This is a genomic window from Streptosporangium sp. NBC_01810 (assembly GCF_035917355.1).
GTDB lineage: Bacteria > Actinomycetota > Actinomycetes > Streptosporangiales > Streptosporangiaceae > Streptosporangium.
The window spans coordinates 1514373-1534038 of the sequence record NZ_CP109070.1; the positions used below are offsets into that span (position 1 = coordinate 1514373).

At 69.6% G+C, this 19666-nt stretch carries 17 protein-coding genes; 5 read left to right on the forward strand and 12 right to left on the reverse strand.

Annotated features, from left to right (window positions below; genetic code table 11):
• Positions 1-12 precede the first annotated feature (12 nt).
• A complete protein-coding gene (locus OIE13_RS07115; protein WP_326641811.1) occupies positions 13-645 on the forward strand; it encodes a TetR/AcrR family transcriptional regulator C-terminal domain-containing protein in 633 nt (210 codons plus the stop codon).
• 68 nt (positions 646-713) lie between these two features.
• Here the strand turns inward: OIE13_RS07115 and OIE13_RS07120 are convergent, their stop codons facing one another.
• Both OIE13_RS07120 and OIE13_RS07125 read right to left on the reverse strand, forming a co-directional pair.
• A complete protein-coding gene (locus OIE13_RS07120) occupies positions 714-1208 on the reverse strand; it encodes a transglycosylase SLT domain-containing protein (RefSeq protein WP_326641809.1) in 495 nt (164 codons plus the stop codon).
• 340 nt (positions 1209-1548) lie between these two features.
• Positions 1549-1941 carry a transglycosylase SLT domain-containing protein gene (locus tag OIE13_RS07125; RefSeq protein ID WP_326641807.1) on the reverse strand — a complete coding sequence of 131 codons (393 nt, stop codon included), beginning with the start codon at positions 1939-1941 and terminating at the stop codon, positions 1549-1551.
• A gap of 221 nt (positions 1942-2162) precedes the next feature.
• Here OIE13_RS07125 and OIE13_RS07130 point away from each other — a divergent pair, with 221 nt between their 5' ends.
• Positions 2163-2648 carry a glutathione peroxidase gene (locus OIE13_RS07130; RefSeq protein WP_326641805.1) on the forward strand — a complete coding sequence of 162 codons (486 nt, stop codon included), beginning with the start codon at positions 2163-2165 and terminating at the stop codon, positions 2646-2648.
• On the opposite strand, the gene OIE13_RS07135 is transcribed toward OIE13_RS07130, so the two are convergent.
• The gene (locus tag OIE13_RS07135; protein WP_326641803.1) at positions 2620-3618 is read right to left on the reverse strand and encodes a LacI family DNA-binding transcriptional regulator; all 999 of its coding nucleotides are present in this window, start codon (positions 3616-3618) and stop codon (positions 2620-2622) included. The two genes, OIE13_RS07130 and OIE13_RS07135, sit on opposite strands and share 29 nt — an antisense overlap.
• A gap of 177 nt (positions 3619-3795) precedes the next feature.
• On the opposite strand from OIE13_RS07135, the gene OIE13_RS07140 reads away from it, so the two are divergent.
• Positions 3796-5016, forward strand: coding sequence for an ABC transporter ATP-binding protein (locus tag OIE13_RS07140; protein ID WP_326641801.1), 1221 nt, complete (start codon positions 3796-3798; stop codon positions 5014-5016).
• A 142-nt stretch (positions 5017-5158) separates the two neighbouring features.
• Here the strand turns inward: OIE13_RS07140 and OIE13_RS07145 are convergent, their stop codons facing one another.
• The gene (locus tag OIE13_RS07145) at positions 5159-5950 is read right to left on the reverse strand and encodes an SDR family NAD(P)-dependent oxidoreductase (RefSeq protein WP_326641799.1); all 792 of its coding nucleotides are present in this window, start codon (positions 5948-5950) and stop codon (positions 5159-5161) included.
• Positions 5951-7519: 1569 nt separating this feature from the next.
• Between OIE13_RS07145 and OIE13_RS07150 the strand changes: the two genes are divergently transcribed.
• Together OIE13_RS07150 and OIE13_RS07155 are read left to right on the forward strand one after the other, a co-directional pair.
• A complete protein-coding gene (locus OIE13_RS07150; RefSeq protein WP_326829767.1) occupies positions 7520-9250 on the forward strand; it encodes a DUF4012 domain-containing protein in 1731 nt (576 codons plus the stop codon).
• Positions 9251-9566: 316 nt separating this feature from the next.
• Positions 9567-10235, forward strand: a complete 669-nt coding sequence (locus OIE13_RS07155) for an arsenate reductase/protein-tyrosine-phosphatase family protein (protein WP_326829768.1) — start codon at positions 9567-9569, stop codon at positions 10233-10235.
• Here the strand turns inward: OIE13_RS07155 and OIE13_RS07160 are convergent.
• The 8 genes from OIE13_RS07160 to OIE13_RS07195 all read right to left on the reverse strand — a co-directional run bounded on the left by OIE13_RS07160 (position 10213) and on the right by OIE13_RS07195 (position 19623).
• A complete protein-coding gene (locus OIE13_RS07160) occupies positions 10213-11595 on the reverse strand; it encodes a polysaccharide biosynthesis tyrosine autokinase (RefSeq protein ID WP_326829769.1) in 1383 nt (460 codons plus the stop codon). The two genes, OIE13_RS07155 and OIE13_RS07160, sit on opposite strands and share 23 nt — an antisense overlap.
• Before the next feature lie 4 nt (positions 11596-11599).
• The gene (locus tag OIE13_RS07165; RefSeq protein ID WP_326641789.1) at positions 11600-12637 is read right to left on the reverse strand and encodes a glycosyltransferase family 4 protein; all 1038 of its coding nucleotides are present in this window, start codon (positions 12635-12637) and stop codon (positions 11600-11602) included.
• Positions 12634-13623 carry an NAD-dependent epimerase/dehydratase family protein gene (locus OIE13_RS07170; RefSeq protein WP_326641787.1) on the reverse strand — a complete coding sequence of 330 codons (990 nt, stop codon included), beginning with the start codon at positions 13621-13623 and terminating at the stop codon, positions 12634-12636. The genes OIE13_RS07165 and OIE13_RS07170 overlap by 4 nt, the downstream gene beginning before the upstream one ends.
• Positions 13624-13679: 56 nt before the next feature.
• The gene (locus OIE13_RS07175; protein ID WP_326641785.1) at positions 13680-14645 is read right to left on the reverse strand and encodes an NAD-dependent epimerase/dehydratase family protein; all 966 of its coding nucleotides are present in this window, start codon (positions 14643-14645) and stop codon (positions 13680-13682) included.
• On the reverse strand, positions 14642-15823 hold the full coding sequence (locus tag OIE13_RS07180) for a glycosyltransferase (RefSeq protein WP_326641783.1): 1182 nt from the start codon (positions 15821-15823) through the stop codon (positions 14642-14644). Before OIE13_RS07180 ends, OIE13_RS07175 begins: the two co-directional genes overlap by 4 nt.
• A 261-nt stretch (positions 15824-16084) precedes the next feature.
• Positions 16085-17416 (reverse strand): hypothetical protein, encoded by a 1332-nt coding sequence (locus OIE13_RS07185; RefSeq protein WP_326641781.1) that lies wholly within the window; start codon positions 17414-17416, stop codon positions 16085-16087.
• A 3-nt stretch (positions 17417-17419) separates the two neighbouring features.
• The gene (locus tag OIE13_RS07190) at positions 17420-18508 is read right to left on the reverse strand and encodes a glycosyltransferase (RefSeq protein ID WP_326641779.1); all 1089 of its coding nucleotides are present in this window, start codon (positions 18506-18508) and stop codon (positions 17420-17422) included.
• The gene (locus tag OIE13_RS07195) at positions 18505-19623 is read right to left on the reverse strand and encodes a glycosyltransferase family 4 protein (RefSeq protein WP_326641777.1); all 1119 of its coding nucleotides are present in this window, start codon (positions 19621-19623) and stop codon (positions 18505-18507) included. Before OIE13_RS07195 ends, OIE13_RS07190 begins: the two co-directional genes overlap by 4 nt.
• Positions 19624-19666: the final 43 nt, after the last annotated feature.

Below are 19666 nucleotides of genomic sequence, written 5' to 3' on the forward strand. Positions count from 1 at the left end.
GACAATGGTCATATGCCTGCCGAGCCACTGTCCCGAGCGCGCATCGTCGCCACGGCTATCGACCTGATCGAGCGGGAGGGCGCCGACGCGGTGTCCATGCGCGCGATCGCCGCCGATCTGGGCGTGGGCGTGATGTCGCTCTACAACCATGTGCCGAACAAGGAGGCCCTGCTGGACGCGGTGGCCGAGACCGTCCTGTCGCAGATCGAGTTCACCGACGACCCGGACGCCGAGTGGACCGACCGTGTGCGCATGCAGGCGCTCGCCTTCCGGCAGATCGCGCACCACTACCCGCGGTGCACGATGGTGGTGGTCAGCCGCCAGCTCCGCTCCACTGCGGGGCTGCTCCCGGTGGAGCGGGCGCTGGCCACGCTGCGCGGCGCGGGCTTCGGGGGCGACGAGGCGGTGCGCGCCCTGCGGGTGTTCATCGCCTACATCGTGGGCTCCCTGCTGAGGGAGGTCGGGGTGACCCCGACCTTCGCCCCGGTGCACCGTCCGGACGTTCGCGTCAACGAGGTCGACCCCCTGCTGTTCCCGCAGGTCGGCGAGCTGGCTCCGGAACTCCACGAGTGCGACCACGAGGCGGAGTTCGCCTTCGGCCTTGAGCTGCTCATCCAGGCGATGGCCCTGCAGCTCAAGAGGTGACGCCCGGGACCTCGCAGCCCCGGGCGTCGGGAGAGTGTTCCCTTCCCCTGGACACTCTCCGGGCGGGGTCAGTACCAGTTGCTCGACCGGAAGTGACCCCACGCGCCGCACGGTGACCCGTAGCGGCTCTTGATGTAGCTCAGACCCCAGTGGATCTGCGTGATCGGGTTGTATCGCCAGTCCCCGCCGCTGCCGCCCATCTTCGAGCCGGGCAGTGCCTGCGGAATCCCGTACGCCCCCGAGGAGCGGTTGTAGGCGCGGTGGTTCCAGTTGCTTTCCCTGGTCCAGAGACTGTCCAGGCAGCGGAACTGGCTGTGCGGCCACGCGCGGCGGGAGACGAGACGATAGGCGATCGTCTTGTTCCTGCTCTTGGCGGTCCTCGCGACCGCCTTCACTCTTGGCTTCACCTGGGTGACCCAGGTGAGGCGATGGACGGTTCTCGCCGTCCCCTTCCTGGACGACTCGGCTGTGCTGTCGGCCTGCCCCGACGTCGAGGACCCGACCATCGCCGAGGCGGCGAGAACGGTCACGACTGTGTTGCGCAGAACGAGGTAGCTGTTCACATGGATCCTTGTCCTCGGGCCACGTGCGGAGGCCGCAGGAGGGCACGCGGGTGCCCTCGTGCGGCCGACGATCCGGCGCCCGTGGCTCGGGCGGGGAACGTCCGCGCGGTCTCGCCGGCCTGTTTCCGGCATGAGACGCCGCGGCGGTCTCTCTAGGCGGCTTTCTAGTACGCGGGAGAGCGTCGGACGGCGGATGGGACACGCGAAGGGAAGGTGTTTGCCCGATCTTCTTGATCTACGGGAGATTCGGCGAGGGTCCGGTTACGACCGGCGAATCGCCCATGCGTGGAGACGGTGTGAAAATCACCCCGTCATGGGGTTTCAGATCACCGCTCTGTGATCAGTACCAGCCTCGGGAGCCGAAGTGCGCCCACGCCCGGCACGGCGAGCCGTAGCGCTGCTTGATGTATCCGAGTCCCCATCTGATCTGCGTCCGGGGGTTGGTGCGCCAGTCGCGGCCGGCGGTGGCCATCTTCCCCGCGGGCAGTGCCTGCGGGATGCCGTACGCACCCGAGTGGCGGTTGCGGGCGCGGTGGTTCCAGTTGCTCTCCCTTGTCCAGAGCCTGCTGAGGCAGTCGAACTGGGTCCTGCTCCAGCCGTGCGCGGCCACCATCGGCCTGGCGACGGCCTGGTTGCCGGTTCTCGCCGAGGACGCCTGGGCGACCGTGGTGGTGGTGCCGAGGGTGAGTGCCGAGGCGATCACCAGCACACCGGTACGGCGTAGCGTCGACATGGGACTCCCTTGTGCCTTGGGGGTGAGGGACGGCCGCCACGATGCCCGGCGATTCGTCGCCGGACCAGTCGACATCGCCTGTCAGGAGTCATGTCAAAGATCGGTAAGAGAACGATCAGGGCCTTGGTGAGGGGGGTGCCGTCTCATCTGTGGCTTCTGTCACATTTCACTTTATGGACGACATAACTCTCAAATGTGACAAGGGGATTAGGGTGCGGAGCATGGGAATCCGTGATATCGCCATCCACACCCTCTCCGACGCACCCACCACCCTGGCCGAGCTGGCCGGAGAGCGAGCGGTCCTCGTCGTCAACGTCGCTTCCAAATGCGGGCTGACCCCCCAGTACGCCGCTCTCGTCGACCTTCAGCGGACCTACCGCGACCGGGGTTTCACGGTCGTGGGGGTGCCCTGCAACCAGTTCTACGGACAGGAGCCGGGCACCGCGGAGGAGATCCAGGAGTTCTGCTCCACCACCTACGGCGTCGACTTCCCGCTCCTTGCCAAGGCCGAGGTCAACGGCGAAGGCAGGCACCCGCTCTACGACTCGCTCACCCAGACCCCTGATGGGGAGGGCAAGGCCGGCGACGTCGAGTGGAACTTCGAGAAGTTCCTCGTCTCGCGCGACGGGGAGGTGCTGGCCAGGTTCCGGCCGCGCGTCCTGCCCGACGACCCCGCGGTCATCGAGGCGATCGAGAGGTCCCTCTAGCCGCGCAGCTACCCCTGACGATCAGCTCGGTGGGCAGCAGCACCCCGCGTGGCCGTCTGCCGCCACCGCGCAGCACCAGCTCGGCGGCGCGGTAGCCGATGTCCTGGGCCGGCTGGGCGATCACCGTCAGCGGCGGTGAGCACAGCTCCGCCCAGGGCACGTCGTCGAACATGATCAGAGACAGGTCCCTGGGGATGCGCAGGTCCAGCTCCCTGGCCGCCAGCACCGCCGCCTCGCCCAGCAGGTTGCCCCCCGCCAGCACGGCGGTCAGGTCGGGCCGGTGCTGGAAGAGCCCGGCCGCGGCGGCGTAGGCGGAGTCGCGGCTGCCCCGGGCGGCGACGACCAGTTCCTCGTCGACAAGGGGTCCCAGCGCCTGCCGGAAGAAGGACAGGCGCTGCTCCTGCCCCGGACCGCCCAGGTAGGCGATGCGGCGGTGCCCCAGTCCCTTCAGATAGTCGACCGCGATCCTGATCCCCGCGCGGTCGTCGGCCAGCACCGCCGGGATCTCCTCGTGCCCGGCCGAGAGCCGGTGCGCGAACACGGTGGTCAGCCCGGCCCGCAGGGTCGGCGCCCAACCGTCGCCGTCACCGGAGGGGACCGCGATCACCCGGTCCACGCCCTGTTCGAGCAGCGTGCCGATCAGCTCGGCCTCACGCTCGGGATCGTCGCCGGTTGCGCCCAGGATCACCGGTTCTCCCGCCGAGCGCGCGCAGGTGAGCACGCCGTCGGCCAGGCGGCCGTAGAAGGTGTCGGTGATGTCGGGCAACAGCAGCCCGATCCCGCCCGAGCGCCGCTGGCGGAGATTGCGCCCGAGCGCGCTGGGACGGTAGTCGAGCTGGGCCGCGACGTTCAGCACCCGTTCCCTGGTCTCGGGACTCGCCGACCCGCCGGACAGCACCCGGGACACCGTGGCGACCCCCACCCCGGCCGCCTCGGCCACGTCCTTGATCGTCGTACGACGCATGTTCATGGAAACGATTCCATCATATTTTCCGTTTTCGATCCAGCGCGAAGCGGTAACGACTGCCCTTCTGACAAGCTAGAACCGTTAAGCCTCTTGACAGAGATATCCGTTTCCGGTGAGATGCATGAAAACGTATCCAATATCGGGTGAACGCGGGGTTGGCCCGAGGCGCTAAGGACTTCCATGGCATCCATCGTTCTCAGCAAAGTCGACAAGATCTACGCGGGCGGCGTCAAAGCCGTGAACGGCCTCGACCTTGAGATCAGGGACGGGGAGTTCATGGTGCTGGTCGGGCCGTCCGGCTGTGGCAAGTCCACCGCCCTGCGCATGATCGCCGGGCTTGAGGACATCAGCGGCGGCGAGATCGCCATCGGCGACCGGGTGGTCAACCACCTGCCTCCGAAGGACCGCGACATCGCCATGGTCTTCCAGAACTACGCGCTCTACCCGCACATGACCGTCGAGGAGAACCTCGCCTTCGGTCTGAAGCTCCGCAAGATGCCCAAGGCGGAGATCGCCAAGCGCGTCAACGAGGCGGCCAAGATGCTCGGCCTCGAGCAGTACCTCAAGCGCAAGCCCGCCGCCCTCTCCGGTGGCCAGCGCCAGCGTGTCGCCATGGGCCGAGCCATCGTGCGCGAGCCGCAGGCCTTCCTCATGGACGAACCGCTCTCCAACCTGGACGCCAAGCTCCGCGTCTCCATGCGGGCCTCCCTTAACACCCTGCACGAGCGTCTGGGTGTGACGACCGTCTACGTCACCCACGACCAGGTCGAGGCCATGACCCTCGGCGACCGCGTCTGCGTACTCCGCGACGGCCTGCTCCAGCAGGTCGACACCCCGCAGAACCTCTTCGACAAGCCGGTCAACCTGTTCGTCGCCGGCTTCATGGGCTCCCCGTCGATGAACTTCGTCAACGCCGAGCTGGTGCGCGGTGACGGCGGCGCCGCCGTCGCCTTCGCGGGCTTCAGGCTGCCGGTGCCGAACGAGACCTTCGCCGAGAAGCACGGCCTCGACCAGTACTTCGGCAAGAAGATCATCCTGGGCATCCGCCCCTCCGACTTCGACGACTCGGTCGCCGCCAACGGATCCTCGGGCGGCTGGACCCGCCTGCAGGTCCGCGCCGAGGTCACCGAGGAGCTGGGCTCCGAGATCAACGTGCTCTTCCTGATCGACGCCCCGCCCGTCCAGCACCAGGACACCGTGGCCGCCGCCGACGCCGACGGCGACGAGGAGGCGACGCTGCCGCTGGTGGGCGACAAGTCGCTGTGGACCGCCCGGGTCAACTCCCGCAGCCACGTCCGCCCCGGTCAGAGCATCGAGCTGGTCGTCGACACCCGCAACCTGCACTTCTTCGACCCGGTCTCGGGTCTGGCGATCGGCCACGAGGCCAACACCCGCGTCTGATCGACCCGGCGGCCCGTGAGGTCCGTGAGGCCCGCCCTCGATCGCCCCCGCAGGCCGGAAAGGGCCCGCGCCGCGACCGCCTCCCGTGGCGCGGGCCCTTTCTGTCAGCGTCAGCGGCGTCTTCTGTCAGCGGCGTCTTCTGTCAGCGGCGCCGAGCCGTCGGCGTCCTGTCGGCGGTGTCCCGTCGGCGGCCAAGTCGACGTGAGACCTGGCTGATCAGGTTGAGGGGAAGCAACCTGCCGACCCTGACGATGGCCTTGTAACGCAGATCGGGGATGCTCACCAGCACACCACGGGCCAGATCGCGCATGGCCTCGCGGGCGACGTTGTCCGCCGACAGCCACAGGAAGCCGGGGATGCTCGACGTGTCCATCGAGGCGCGCTCGTGGAACTCGGTGTGCACGAAACCCGGGCACAGGGCCATGACCCGCACGCGGGTACCGGCCATCTCCATGGCCGCGGACTCGCTGAAGCTGACCACCCATGCCTTGGACGCGTTGTAGGACCCCCGGGTGAAGAACGCCGCCACCGACGCCACGTTGATCACCGCGCCCCGGTCACGCTCCCTCATTCCCGGCAGCGCGGCCAGCGTCAGCCGCAGCACCGCCTCGCAGTGCAGCCTGAGCATCCGCACCTCCTCCTCCACGGGAACGTCGAGGAAGTTGCCCTGATGACCGAAGCCCGCGTTGTTGACCAGCAGGTCGACCCCCTCGCGGAGCCGCCGTTCCACCGACTCCAGGCCCTCGTCGGTCACCAGGTCGGCGGCGAGCACCTCGCTGCTCACCCCGTAGCGCAGGCGCAGCTTTTCGGCGACCGAGACGAGGCGTTTCTCGTCGCGGGCGACCAGGACGAGTGAGAATCCGTCGGCGGCCAGGCGGCGGGCGAAGGCGGCGCCGATGCCGGCCGTCGCCCCGGTGATCAATGCGGTTGGCATACCCGCAGTCTAGGGATGACGCGGGGCCCAGGGTCGCGTCCATGGACGTGGTGTACGAGCGCCCGAATCCGGTGAGCCGGTCACGGTGGAAAAGCGCGGTGTTGTCCGTGGTGAAAAGCGCGGTGTTGTCCGTGGTGAAAAGCGCGCCGAGGACCGTGGAGTGGTTCAGGGCCGCTCACCGGTACGGGTCCGCCGCGGTGCGGAAGGGTTCGGGGCCGCTGCTCGCCGCCGCCTCGCGCGGGGCTCTCGTCGCGCGGGGTACGAAGGTCCGCGGGGCGTCCGGTCAGGGGTCGCCCTCGGCCGGGTGCGGGGACGAATCGGGCCTTCCACCACGAAAAGCGGCCCATCCGAGGGGGTGGGAGTGGCGCTTTCCTTGATCTGGGTGAATCCGCACGCCCCCAGCGTGCCAACTCACCCAGATCATGGAAAATCCCCGATCGTCACCGCCACGGCCCCGCCTCCACGCCCGCCATGACCCGCTTTGCCCCCTCCCGGAGCTCCACCGGCCCGCCCCCGGTCACCCACACCCGCCCAACGCCCGCCACCACCCCGTGCGATGCGTTGCCGGTGAGCGGCCCCCAACCACTTCGCCGTCCTCGCCGCGTTTTTGATCTTCGGCCCCGTGCGATGTGTTGCCGGTGAGCGGTCCTGAGCGACTCCGCCGCCCTCGCTGCGCTTTTTCCCACGGACGACGCCGCGCTTTTCAACGGCGATCAGCCAGGCCCGACGCGGGTACCGATCTCAAACACTCGTACACCACCTGCGCGGACGCGACCGCCCAGGCGCCTGGCGTGGTGAGATCCTCCAGCACCCGGGGGAGGACGGTCGCCCGTTCCCGAACGGTGGCGGCCGCGAACGGTGGCGGCCGCGGTGGTGGATCCGATCGTCGAACCGCGTGTCAAAGATCGAATAAAGATCGACAATCGTTCGGTAAGGGACGCGAGCCGGGCAAACCATTCGGTGTCATTAGGGGGATAGAACGGGTTCCGGGGACATATCGCTTGTGTTTAAGTGCTCTGTTCCAAGCTTGCTTTTCACCATAGGAGGCCTGAAATGGTCAGAAGATATGTAGTGCCCTTTCTCCTCGCGGTGATAGCCGCTGGTGGACCGGTAGCCGGGGCCACCGCGGCGGCAGCGGCCGGAACCGGCACGATGCCACCCGTGGTCGCCGTGGAGACGCCGCCCTACCCGCCGCGGCCTCAACACCAGCCTCAACACCAGAATCTCGAATCCAGAAACCAGAACAACTCCTCCATAAAACTGGAGAAAAACGGCAGATGCCACAGAAACCACTGCGGCAGGCGCGGCTGCGGGAGAGGCGCCTGCGGGGCCGGCTGCGCGGGAGGCCGGAGGCACTGCTCGCGCCCGCATGCTCAGGGCGCGACCGGCGGACTGCCCTTCACCGGAGCGCCACTGGCGCTGGCGACCGCTGTGGGCGGTGGCCTGCTGGGCATCGGGGTCATCAGCACCCTGATCTCGGTAAGGCGTCGCCGCTCTTCCGATGTCGGCTAGAAGACACCGTTGTCGGCTAGGAGACACCGTTGTCGGCGGAGACACCGTGGGATCGCGATGGCCGGTCTGCTGGCCCTCGCAGTCCTGTCGGCCGGAGGCTGGTCGGCACACCTCGGCCTGAGCGTGCGAGAACACCTGGAGGCGACGAGAAGCGCGTTGCTCCGGCTGCGCGCGGTGGCGGGCGTACACGATCCGGGCCTCATGGCCGGGCCACTCGCGGACGCCCGGTGGCACGCGGCCGAGGCGCGCCGGCTGACCACCGGCGTGCCCTGGTCGACCGTCACCTACCTTCCGGTGCTGGGGAACGCCGCGACGGCCGTGCGAGGGCTGGCGGAGAGCGCCGCGGAGCTGACCGACGTGCTGGGCGGTCTGCAGCGGGCAGGCACGATGCTCGCCGCGGCGCGAGCGCGCTTCCCCGGTGACACGAGGCACCTGCTGGTCGCCGTCAGAACGGCGGAGCCGATCCTGAACGACGCCCTCGGCGGGCTCGCCTGGGTGAGCTCCGGCCTGGCGGCCATCCCGCGGGACACCGGCGTCGACCTGCTGGAGCAGTCCCGCGGCACCGCACTGCGTGAGGTCGAGGAACTGCGTGGCCGGGTCGCCGCCGCGGCGGCCGCCGCCGCGTTGCTCCCCCCCATGCTGGGCGGAGACGGCCCGCGCCGCTATTTCCTGGCGTTCCAGACCAACGCCGAGGCACGCGGCACCGGAGGTCTGGTGGGGGCCTACGGCATCCTGAGGGCCGACCGGGGCCGGATGACCGTCGAGCGCCTCGCGGCCAACACCGCCCTCGCGACGAGTCCGGTACCCGTCGTCCGCCACGGCCGGGACTTCCACCGGCGTTACGGGCCGGGCGCGACCAGGATGTTGTCCGTCTCCAACCTCTCTCCGCACTTCCCGTACGCCGCGGCGACCTGGGCGGGGCTGTGGGAGCGGCAGGGTGGCGAGCGGCTGGACGGCGCCGTCGCCACCGACCCGGTGGGCCTGGCCCGCCTGCTGGAGGTGATCGGCCCGGTCACCCTGCCCGACGGTGAGCAGGTGAGCGCGAGCAACGTCGTCGACCTCACCGAGCGGGAGGCCTACGCCCGCTACCTCGACCCCGCGGCGCGCAAGCGGTTCCTCATCGAGATCGCCGCCGCCGTCGGCGCGGCGCTGCCCGCCGCCCTCGCCGACCCCGTCGCGCTGCTGCCCGTGCTGGGCCACATGGTGAGCGAGCGGCGGATCCAGATCTGGAGCCGGCACGAGGCCGAGCAGCGGCGCCTGTCACGCATGCCGATCAGCGGCGTGCTGCCGACACGGCGGGGGCCGTTCGCGGGACTGGTGGTCAACAACTCCGCCGGAGGCAAACTCGACTACTACCTGGAGCGCTCCCTCGACTACGAGCTGGGTCCCTGCCGGGGCGGGCTGCGCCCCTCGACGGTGCGGATCCGGCTCACCAACGACGTCCCGCGAGGAACGACGCTGCCCTCCTACGTCACCGGCCGGCTCGACGTCCCCCGGCGCAGCCACCTACCGGGTTCCAACCTGCTCTGGGTGTCGCTGTACGGCGGGTCCGGGGCGAGGATGACCGAGGCCCGGCTCGATGGCCACCGGACGGGGGTCATCAGGGAGATCGAACGCTCCCACCCCGTCTACTCGGCTCTGGTGGAGTTCACCCCCGGGCAGTCCAGGAGGCTGGAGTTCGACTTCAGCGAACCCGCCTCCGCTGAGCCGCCGCTGGTTCCGGTGCAACCGCTGGTCCGTCCCCAGCGGACCCGCGTCACCCAGGACCAGCGGGGTTGCGCCCCCTGACGCCGAACTCCCCGACGGGACAAGCCCGGACCCGTCCCGCGTCGTATCGGCAGAAAAGAGCAAAGGACCGCGCGCCGCGGGCGGCGGCGCACCGAGGGCGATCTACCTTCGCGCCATGATGTTCAGCGAGGGGACTGCCGGGTTTGCCCGGCAGGTGAATTGCTTCCCGGTCATGGCTCCGATGTTTGAAACGGTCAGGGCTTGGCCGTCGCCCACCTCGGCCGAGGGAGGCGAGAAGCCGCCCTCCTCGGAGAGCGGAGGAGTCACGAAGGCTTCACCGCGGACCGGTGGGAGCGCGCGGGACTCCGCGGCCCTCGTGTCCGGCCCGGGCAGTGGCGAGAGCGCCCCGGCCGGACACGAGGGCTGCGGGCCGCGCTGCTGGCGGGATGTCCGGGAGGCGCAGGTACCGCGAGACGGTGTCCGCTTCCGCGTCCTCTATGTGTGCACCGGCAATGTCTGCCGCTCCCCGCTGGCCGAGCGGCTGACCCGCTCGGCCCTCGGGCCGTGCCCGGCGGTCCAGGTGATCAGCGCGGGCACTCACGCGGAAACGGGACGGGAGATGACGGGGCATGCCCGGCGGGTCCTGATACGGCTCGGCGGCGATCCCACCGGCTTCGGCTCCCGCCCGCTCGTGCCGGAGCTGGTGGCCGCCGCGGACCTCGTGCTGACGGCCACCTGCGGGCACCGCGCGGAATCGGTGGCCGTGCACCTCGCGGCGGCCGCGCGGACCTTCACCATCGCCGAGTTCGGCGTGCTGGCGCGGGCCGTGTCGCCCGAGGAGATCACCCGGCACCGGGATCCCGTACGGCGGGCCCGCGCGCTGGTCGACGAGGTACGGGCGCTGCGCGGGCTGGTCCGGGTGGACCGGCCCGACATCGCCGACCCGTACCGGCGGTCCCGGCTGGTCTACCGGATGGTGGGACGGAGCATCGCGAGGTCGCTCGCCGTCCCGCTCGGGTTGCTCACACATTCACCGGCTTCTTGACCGGCTTCTTGGCCTCGCCCTCGTAGCCGTACCCGTAGTTGTAGCCGTAGTACGTGCCGCTACCGGCCGGGACGAAGTTCAGGACGGTTCCCACCACGCGGGCGCTGATCGACGTCAGCAGCTCCGAGGCGCGGGCCATGTGCTCCCGGCGTGTCCTGCCGTACCGGGCGACGAGTAGCGCGCCGTCGCAGAGCGCGGCGATCGCCGCCGCGTCGGTGATGGGCAGCAGTGGCGGCGCGTCGATGATCACCATGTCGTACGCCCCGGTGAGCTGTGCGAGCACCTCACGCATCCCGCCCGAGCCGAGCAGCTCGCTCGGGTTCGGTGGGATCTGGCCGCTCGGCAGGACGGACAGACCGGCCTCGCCCCAGACCTGGATGACCTCGTTCAGGCGTGCCCTGTCGATCAGCACGTCCGTCAGGCCGACCGACCCCTCGATGCCGAGGTAGCGGGGAATACTGGGACGGCGCAGGTCGCCGTCCACCAGGACGACCCGCCAACCGGCCTGGGCCAGCGTGATCGCCAGGTTGGCGGAGGTCGAGGACTTCCCCTCGCCGGGCAGGCAGCTGGTGACCACGAGCGACTTCGGCTGCCGATCGACGCCGATGAACTGCAGGTTGGTCCGGAGCGCGCGGAACGCCTCGGACCTGGAGGAACGGCCGCGGTTGCGCAGGATCAGGGGGTATTGCCGCGCGTCCCGCTCGTAGCCGATGACCCCGAGGGTCGAGCTGCCCGACGCCTCCTGCAGCGCCTCGGAGGACTTGATGGTCGTATCCAGACGGTCGCGGAAAATGATCACGGCCATGGCGCAGAGCAGCGCGACCAGCACGGCGATCACCAGGTTGGCCAGTGGCTTGGGACTGACGGGCCTCAGGGGGACGTCGGCCTGATCCACTATCGTGATCTTGACGGCGGGGCGGCTGCGCGGAGTGGGCCGCTCGATCTGGTCGATCAGCTCGGCGAACCGGGTCCCCAGGGCGTTGGCCAGTTGGGAGGCCCGTGCGGGGTCGGTGTCGGTGACCGTGGCACGCAGGAACACGGTGCCGGGGACGGCCTCGGTGGTGATGTTCTCCTGGAGGCGCCCGATGTCCTCACCCTCGACGATCTGGCCGACCACCCGGCGGCTGGACAGCAGGCTGGCGTAGGAGTGCACCCGCTGAGCCGACAGCATGCCCGCCTGGTAGGCGGTGGAGAGGCTGCCCTCCCTGTCGTAGCCCGACACCAGCATGGAGATCGTCGCGACGTACTTCGGCGGCGTGTTCGCGGTGATGGCGAGTGCCGCGCCCACCGCCAGGATCACTGAGAGGAGGATGAGCAGCCAACTCCTGCGCGCCAGCCGTACGTAGTAGAGCAGATCCACGGGGTCAACGCCGCCTTTCGCGAATTTTCTGAGGGGGCCTGAGGTGCTGGACCGGTGAGTGGACGTTCACGCCCCGCAGCAGGCCGATGAGAACGGCGGCGATCATGCCCGCGACGACCAGCACGATGAGCGGTGACAGCCGGCCCAGAACCATCGCCAGGCAGAGGGCGCCGGTGATCGCTGTGATCGCGCCCAGCGTCGCGGAGACCGTTCGGGTCCCCAGTCCGATGTGACGTAGCCGGTGAGACAGGTGATCGGTGCCGCCCTGCAACGGTGAGCGGTTCGCCAGCATCCGGGAGAGGAAGACCACGCAGGTGTCGACGGTCGCGACGAAGGTCGGCAGGAGCAGTCCGGCGATCGTCGCGGCCGGCGGCCGTCCCGTGACCAGGACGGCCGCGGAGCAGGCCAGCGTGAATCCGAGGAACAGCGATCCGGAGTCCCCCATGAACATTCTCGCGGGTGCCCAATTGTGCGGCAGGAAGCCCAGACACGCGCAGGTGAGCGCGGCCAGCAGCACCGCGAGCGCGATATGGCCCTGGACCAGGGCCGTGGCCGCGAGGAGAGCGGCGGTCACGGAGGTGACGGTCCCCAGCGCGCCGTCCATGTTGTCCAGCAGGTTGAAGGAGTTCGTCATCACGACGACCCACACCACGGTGAGGGCGCCGTCCAGCCATGTCCCGGTCACGGTCGCCTGGACGCCGGAGAGCACCACCCCGATCGCCACCATGGTCTCCACGGTCAACCTGGTGGCAGCGGAAAGGGGGGCGATGTCGTCGATCAGGCCGAGGACGCACACCGCGGTGGCGGCGAGGAGGATCGCGGCGATCTGCAGATCGGCGAAGCCGATCGCGATCGCGGTGGGCGCGACCGTGCCCGCCGCGATCGCGATGCCGCCGAGGTAGGGGGTCGGGCGGGTGTGGGCCCTGTGCCCGCCGGGGCGGTCGACGAGATCCCAGCGCAGCGCCAGGCGCCTCAGCGGCACGGCGGTCGCCACGCTGAGAAGGCAGGCCGTGCCCGCGGTGAGGGTGATCGTTCCGTTCACCGGGGGCACGCCGCCGGATCGCCGACGGACTCCCTGATGATCTCGGTGAGGATCCTGTCGAGAGAGCGCCGGGGAGCCCAGCCGGTGAGCGCGCGGAGCTTCGCGGTGTCCGGAACCCTGCGGGTCATGTCCTCGAATCCCCGTTCGTAGGCCTCGGAGTAGGGGATGAGGTCGATTCCCGAGGTGGAGTCGGTGAACTCGATGATGAGTTTCGCCAGTTCCATGATGCTCACCTCGTCGGTGGAGCCGATGTTGAAGGTCTCACCGATGGCCGCGTCCTCGTCGAGCAACCGGAGCAGCGCGTCGACGACGTCCGCGACGTGCGCGAAGCACCGGGTCTGGGTCCCGTCGCCGAAGACCGTCAGCGGCGTGGCCGACAGGGCCTGCCGGACGAGGCTCGGGATCACCATGCCGTAGGTCGGACTCTGCCGCGGGCCCACGGTGTTGAACAGCCGGACGACAATCGTCGGCAGGCCGCGTTCCTTGTGATAGGCGTTGGCGAGGATCTCGTCGACGGCCTTGGCGGTGCTGTAGGCCCAGCGGACCACCGCGGGGCTGCCGAGGATGCGGTCGGCGTCCTCGCGCAGCGCGTTGGAGGAGTTCTTGCCGTAGATCTCGCTCGTGCTGGTGATCAGGATCTTCTTCCGGTACCGGTGCGCGGCCTCGATGACGATCTCCGAACCCCGGATGTTGGTCGTCAGCGACCGCAACGGTTGCTCGACGATCAGCTTGACGCCGACCGCGGCGGCCATGTGGACGACGACGTCGCACCGGTGGACCAACTCGTCGACAATGAGTTCGTCCAGGACCGAACCGTGTACGAAACGCAGCTCCGGATGGGGCCGCAGGTTCTCCAGCCGGCCTGTCGAGAGGTTGTCCAGGACGACGACGGAGTCACCGCGCGCGAGCAGCGCGTCGGCCAGATGCGATCCGATGAATCCGCTGCCACCCGTTATCAGATAGCTGGTTCTTGATGCTGTGCTCACGGGGTTTCCTCATCACGTGCTTGGAGAGATCTCTGTTACCGGGAGGAAGCGGTGGTTCACGCGTGCGTGCCGAGCCCCGCCTTGATGCTCGGGACCTGTGACTTCTCGAACCAGGCCACCGTCGTGCGGAGCCCGTCCTCAAGCGGGACGGGGCACACACCGGGGAACAGTTCGCGCAACAGATGGGGAGAGGCCTGGGATTGTCGGATATCGCCTGCCCGCGGCGGCAGGCGGATCGACTCGACCGGGCGGCCGAGGACCTCGGAGAGGACGTCCATCAGGTGCCGGAGGGAGACGAGGGTGCCGAACGCCAGGTTCACCGGCTTCGTGCTCGTCATCCGGTGCACGGCCGCGTCGGCGAGGACCTGGGTCACCGACCCCACGTAGGTGAAGTCCCGCGCCTGGCGGCCGTCGCCGTGCAGCGGCACCGGCTCGCCCCGCAGCGCCGCGGAGACGAACGCCGGGATCACGGCCGCGTAGGCGTGTCCGGCGGTCTGCAGCGGGCCGTAGACGTTGAAGAAGCGGAACGGCAGGACCGGCAGGCCGTAGCTGTGCGCGTAGGCCATCGCGTAGGCCTCGGTGGCGAGCTTGCTGGCCCCGTACGGGCTGAGCGGCCTGGTGGGCAGGTCCTCGTGTTTGTACGGTTCGGGGCTGTCGCCGTACACCGAGGACGAGGAGGCGAGGATCACGTGCGGCCTGCTCGCGCGGCACGCCTCCAGCACGTGCAGGGTGCCGGTCGCGTTGACGGCGTGCGAGGCCAGCGGATCGGCCAGGGAGCGGGGGACCGAGGGCCGGGCGGCGAGGTGGATCACGTGGGTGACGCCGGCCACCAGGTCGGTCAGCAGGTCCCGGTCCAGTATGCTGCCCGTCACGACGTCGGCCTCGACGCCTTCGAGGTTGGCGAGGTCCCCGCTGCTGAGGTCGTCCAGCACCGTGATGTGCCCGACCTCGGGCCGCTCCGCCAGTGCCCGGCATGTGTGCGCGCCGATGAAACCGGCTCCGCCCGTCACCAGTACCCTCATCGGTTGCTTTCCCCCGCCACGAGCCGTCGGCCGGCCTGCCCGCACAGCGACCGGTACAGGTGCTCGGTATCGGAGACGAGGCGCTCCACGCCGAACGCGTACTTCGTCCAGTCGTGGGCGGACTCGCCCATCCGGCGGGCCAGGCCCGGATCGCAGAGCAGGCGGATGGTGTGCGCCGCGAGCTCGGCCGGGTCGGTCGACGCCAGCAGACCGGTGTGCCCGTCCCTGACGACCTCGGCGACGCTTCCCACCCGGGTGGAGACGACCGGCCTGCCCGCCATGCCCGCCTCGATGAGTGTGAGCGGGGTGCCCTCGTTGTCGGAGGTCAGTATGACCACGTCGGCGGCGGCGTAGACGGTCTCCACGTCCTTCCTCCAGTCGAGCAGGTGGAAGGAGTCGCGGACGGGCTCGACGTCCAAGGCGACCTGCCGCCTCAGCTCGCCGCCGCCGCACACGACGAAGCGGCAGCCGGGGATCTGCCTGGACACGGCGTCGGCCACGGCGAGGAACCGGTCGGGCCGCTTCACCTGGGTGAGGCGGCCCACGTACGCCACGACGGGCGCGTCCGGTGGGAGCCCCAGCTCGGCGCGGGCCGTCCCGCGGTCGGGGACCGGTCCCAGCCGGACGCCGGGAGGGATCACCACGTACTGCGAGGGGCGCCCGATCCCGGCCTGGAGCAGATCGTCCCTGACCCTGGACCCCACCGTCACCAGCCGGTCCGACATGGAGGCCAGGATTCGTTCCGAGCGCACGTAGAGCCCGCGCCTGACCGGGGAGAAGTAACCGTGCAGGAGGTGCCCGTGGAAGACGTGCACCCGGGCCGAGGCGACACCGGACAGGCGGGACGCCGTCCTGCCCAGGGCGCCCGCCTTGGCCGTGCGGGTGTGCACGATGTGCGGGCGGAACGTCCGTATGGCGCGGATCAGTGAGAAGAGCGCGCGGCAGTCGTCTCCGGGCCTGACCGACCGGCCGAGGCAGGACACCCGGTGCACCCGGGTTCCCGCGTCGTGCAGCCGGAGGTGGTCGCCCTCGTGCTCGTCGACGTGACCGGTGTAGAGGCGGTGGTCGAACTCGTCGGTGTTCAGCCCTTGCAACAGCCCCGACACCTGGGTGGCGGGGCCGCCGACGTTCATCCTGGCGATTATCTCCATGATACGAATCCGGCCGTCCGGCTTCATAGGGGCTCCTTGATGACGGGCCTGGCTCACGTCGGAGAAACTAGTTCTCCACCCGAGTCGTTTGCCGACGCCATCACGGTGGTGGCGCGATGTTTTTCCCATTCCCTACCTAGGCATGATCTAGTTGGGTCGCCCCAAGTGTTCGCAGTCCACCCTTTGGTCCCCATCGGGAGTGACGACGTGGTGAGTGGCTGTGACGGCGGCATAGCGAAATGGGCCTTTTGCTCTATGTCCGCATTTCTGTGTTTCGCTAGTGGAAAATCATCTGGAGTCCAAACATTCGAGGTCGGTGATGTGCCGCAACGAAGCGATCCAGAAACCGGTGCCGAGTATGGCGACGGCCAGCGCTCCCCAGGCGAAACAGAGCGATGCCTGAAACGGGCCCGAGGCGGTCCAGGCGGCGGCCAGGAGCACGCCCAGGAGCATGACCCCCTCCGCCGAGAGATACGCGAGCCTCCAGCCCGGCCTGCCGAGGGCGAGGGGAAGCACGTTGGACCAGCACACCGATCCCTTCACGCACGCGGCGCCCAGGAGCACCACGGCGACCACGCCGATGTGGGCGTACTGAGCTCCATAGGCCATGCCGATGACGGCGTCGGTCGTCGGGAGCGCGACGGCGAGGGTCGCCGCTCCGGCCACGGTGAACAGCAGGGCCGTGCGCGAGATGTCCCGCCTGATGGGCGCCGTCCCGGCTCCCGCCGTGGCGGCCCGGATGATCCGGGGATAGAGCATCGCGGCCACCGGGACGGCCAGATTGGCGTAGAAGCGGCCGGGGGCCGATGCGATCTTGAGGATGGTCACCAGGTTGGGGCCGCCCAGCAGGCCCGCGAGGGTGAGGATGCCCGAGTCGGAGATTCCGGCCACGCTGGTTCCCATGGACGTCTTCACGGTGAAGGCGACCATGCCCGAGGGCAGCCGGACCCGTGCGACGGCCGGTCCCAGCTCCGCGACGAGCCCACGGGTCGCCAGCAGGTAGAACACCACCGCCATCACCAGCGCGCCCGCGGCCTGGCCCGCCAGGTAGAGCAGGGGCCCGCCGAGAAGGAGCCCGCCGAGGGACAGTCCGAACGACAGAAGCGCGCACCGCGTCCTGAGCGCGCCCAGCGTGCGCAGCCGGTCCGTCAACGCGAAGGCCGCACCCGCCGTGCCGTACGACGCCATGGCCCCGCGGGCGACGATCGCGAGAGCGAGCATGAGCGCGAACTCGTCCGAGACGTGGTCCAGCAGGCGCGCGGTCAGCAGCGCCGTGAGGCTGAGGCCGGTCGCGGCCACGCCGATCGCCACGTCCCAGTGGATCAGGCGCATGAACAGCGCGGAGCCCCGTCCGCTCCGCTGCTGTTCGATGGGGACGAACCGCTGGGCGGCGTTCTCCAGACAGGGGTCGCACAGCAGGAACCAGACGGTCGCGACGGACTGGGCGAAGACCACCTGGCCGGATGTCTCGCTTCCCGTCAGGCGTACCAGGGCGATCAGGCTGAGAGTGGGAAGAACCGCCTCGCCCAGGCCGGCGGCGGTCAGCGATGCGAAGGTCCGCAACTGGCGCCCGCCGGGCGGGCGCATCCGGTGGACGGCGCGTCCGAGAGTGTTGACCATGTCCTAGGAGCAGACCTCGTCGTACAGCCGGTCGAACCAGTCGGCAGCCCGGCTGATGTCCACGAGTTCCGCGCTTTCCCGCGCTCCCTCGCGAAGGCGGGCGTGGGTCTCCGGTTGTGCCGCCCGCAGGATGCCCTCGGCGAGGGCAACGGGATCTTTGGGCCGGACGAGGAGGCCGTTCACCCGATCCTCGATCAGATCGGGTACTCCGCCCACGGCGGTGGACACGACCGGCACGCCCGCGGCGAGAGCCTCCATGACGACCACGGGCAACCCCTCGTAGCAGGAACTGAGTACCAGCAGGTCGGAGGAGGCGATGAGCCGGCCGGCGTCGGGCACGTGACCGAGCAGGCGCACGTTGCCCAGGCCGAGTTCCTCGACCCGGCGGGCCACCCGAGCCTGCAGGGGACCGGATCCGGCGAGAAGGAACACGAGCCGGGGATCTCGCTCCTCGACCCTCGCCGCGGCCTCGACGAGCAACTCGTGGTTCTTCTGCGGGTGGAAGTTGGCGACGTGCACGATCAGGAAGGCGTCCGGGGAGACGTTCCACTCCCGCCTCGTCTGTTCCGATCGGGTCGCCCAACGGCGCTGTTCCGCGACCTGGACGCCGTGCACGCGAACGGACAGGCCACGTGAGCGCCTGCCGGTGCGAGCACGGGCGACCTGCGGAGAGACGGCCACGGTCCGGGTGTCCAGCCAGCCCGTCGCCCGGTCGAGCAGCATCGTCGGCAGCCGGTAGCGCACATTGTGCACGGTCGAGATCAGGGCCGGGCGGGGACTCAGCAGCTGGGACACGGGCCGCAGGAGCGACGCGGGAAGGGGGGAGTGGATGTTGAGAACGTCGGGTTCCAGTCTTCGCACCACGCACGCGAGGCGAGCCGCGCGAAACCAGCGCGGGTAGGTGGTGAGGTCGACGACTCCGATGCCCGCCGCTCGCAGCCGTCCGCTCAGCTCGCGAGTGGAGGCCCGCAGGCATACGACGGTGTAGCGCTTGCCCGTCGGGGGAGCGGCGAGCAGCCTCTCGACAAGCAGTACCTCCGCGCCGCCCACGTCCAGCGTCTTGATCACTTCGCAGACGTGCAGGCTCCTCATGACACGCCCGCGGCAAAGAGAGAGGGCCGTCCGGCCAGGAACGTCTCGTACCACTTCTCGATGTGGCCGGCCACCAGCGGCCAGTCGTGCTCCGCGACGGCCCGCACACCGCGTTGCATCAGCCGCAGGCAGAGCACCTCGTCGTCGAGGACCGTCCGCAGCTGGGTCAGGAGGTCCTCCGCGCTCTGCGTGCGGAAGACGCGGTAGGCGTCCTCGTCCGCGATGGCCGGGTCGAGTGAGGAGTCGGAGGAGACGATGACGGCGGTGCCCAGTGCGAGGGCCTCCATGGGAGCCGTGGGAATGCCCTCCCCGATGGTGGGGAACCTGTGGGAGGCGTGTACGAGGATCTGGGCCCGTCCCATCAGGGAGTAGACGTCGTCGGGGGAGAGGTGCCCGGCGAACTCGATCCCCGAGCCGATCCCGGCGAGCCGCTCAAGCCGGGCGCGTTCGGGGCCGTCCCCCGCGATGACGAGTCGCACGCCAGGACGGGTGGCGCGCAGCCTGTGGAAGGCATGGATGGTCAGCGCGTGGTTCTTCACCTTCACCAGGGAGCCGACGCTGACGATCAGTCCCGGTTCGACGGGATGTCTCTCCCGAAGCCGGGTGAGGTGATCGAAGGCCACGCCGCTGGGAACGATCCGCATCAGCCGGTCCGGTATGCCGGCCGCCAGCAGTCCGGCTCGGGGCCGCTCCCCGGAGACGACGAATCCGTCGATGTGGCGCAGGGCCCACGGCATGATCCGCTGGTGCCGCACCGTGAGAGCACCGTGCACGTGGAGCACGACGGGGATGCCGAGCCGCCGGGCGGCGGCGCCCAGACCGAGCGCCTCACGGTGGTCGCCGTGCAGGTGAACGATGTCGAACCGGCGCGCGCGGCGAAGCGCCCGTGCGCACTCCATGCCGAAGGCGACCACGTCCGATCTGCTGGAGACGGCGCGGCTGACGCCGGTTCGCACCGGCGGGAGCGTCCGCGCGCCGTGCGGGACGTCGCCACGCCGGTGGGCGACGGTCACCGTGTGCCCCCGCAGTGCCTGCTCGTGGACGAGCCGCTCTATGTAGCGCTCTTTCCCCCCGGGTTCGGGCGGGAGCCGGTATCCGATGTGGAGAATCCTCATGTCAGCTTCCCTGAGAGATCTGTTCCTTCGGGCGCTCGGTCAC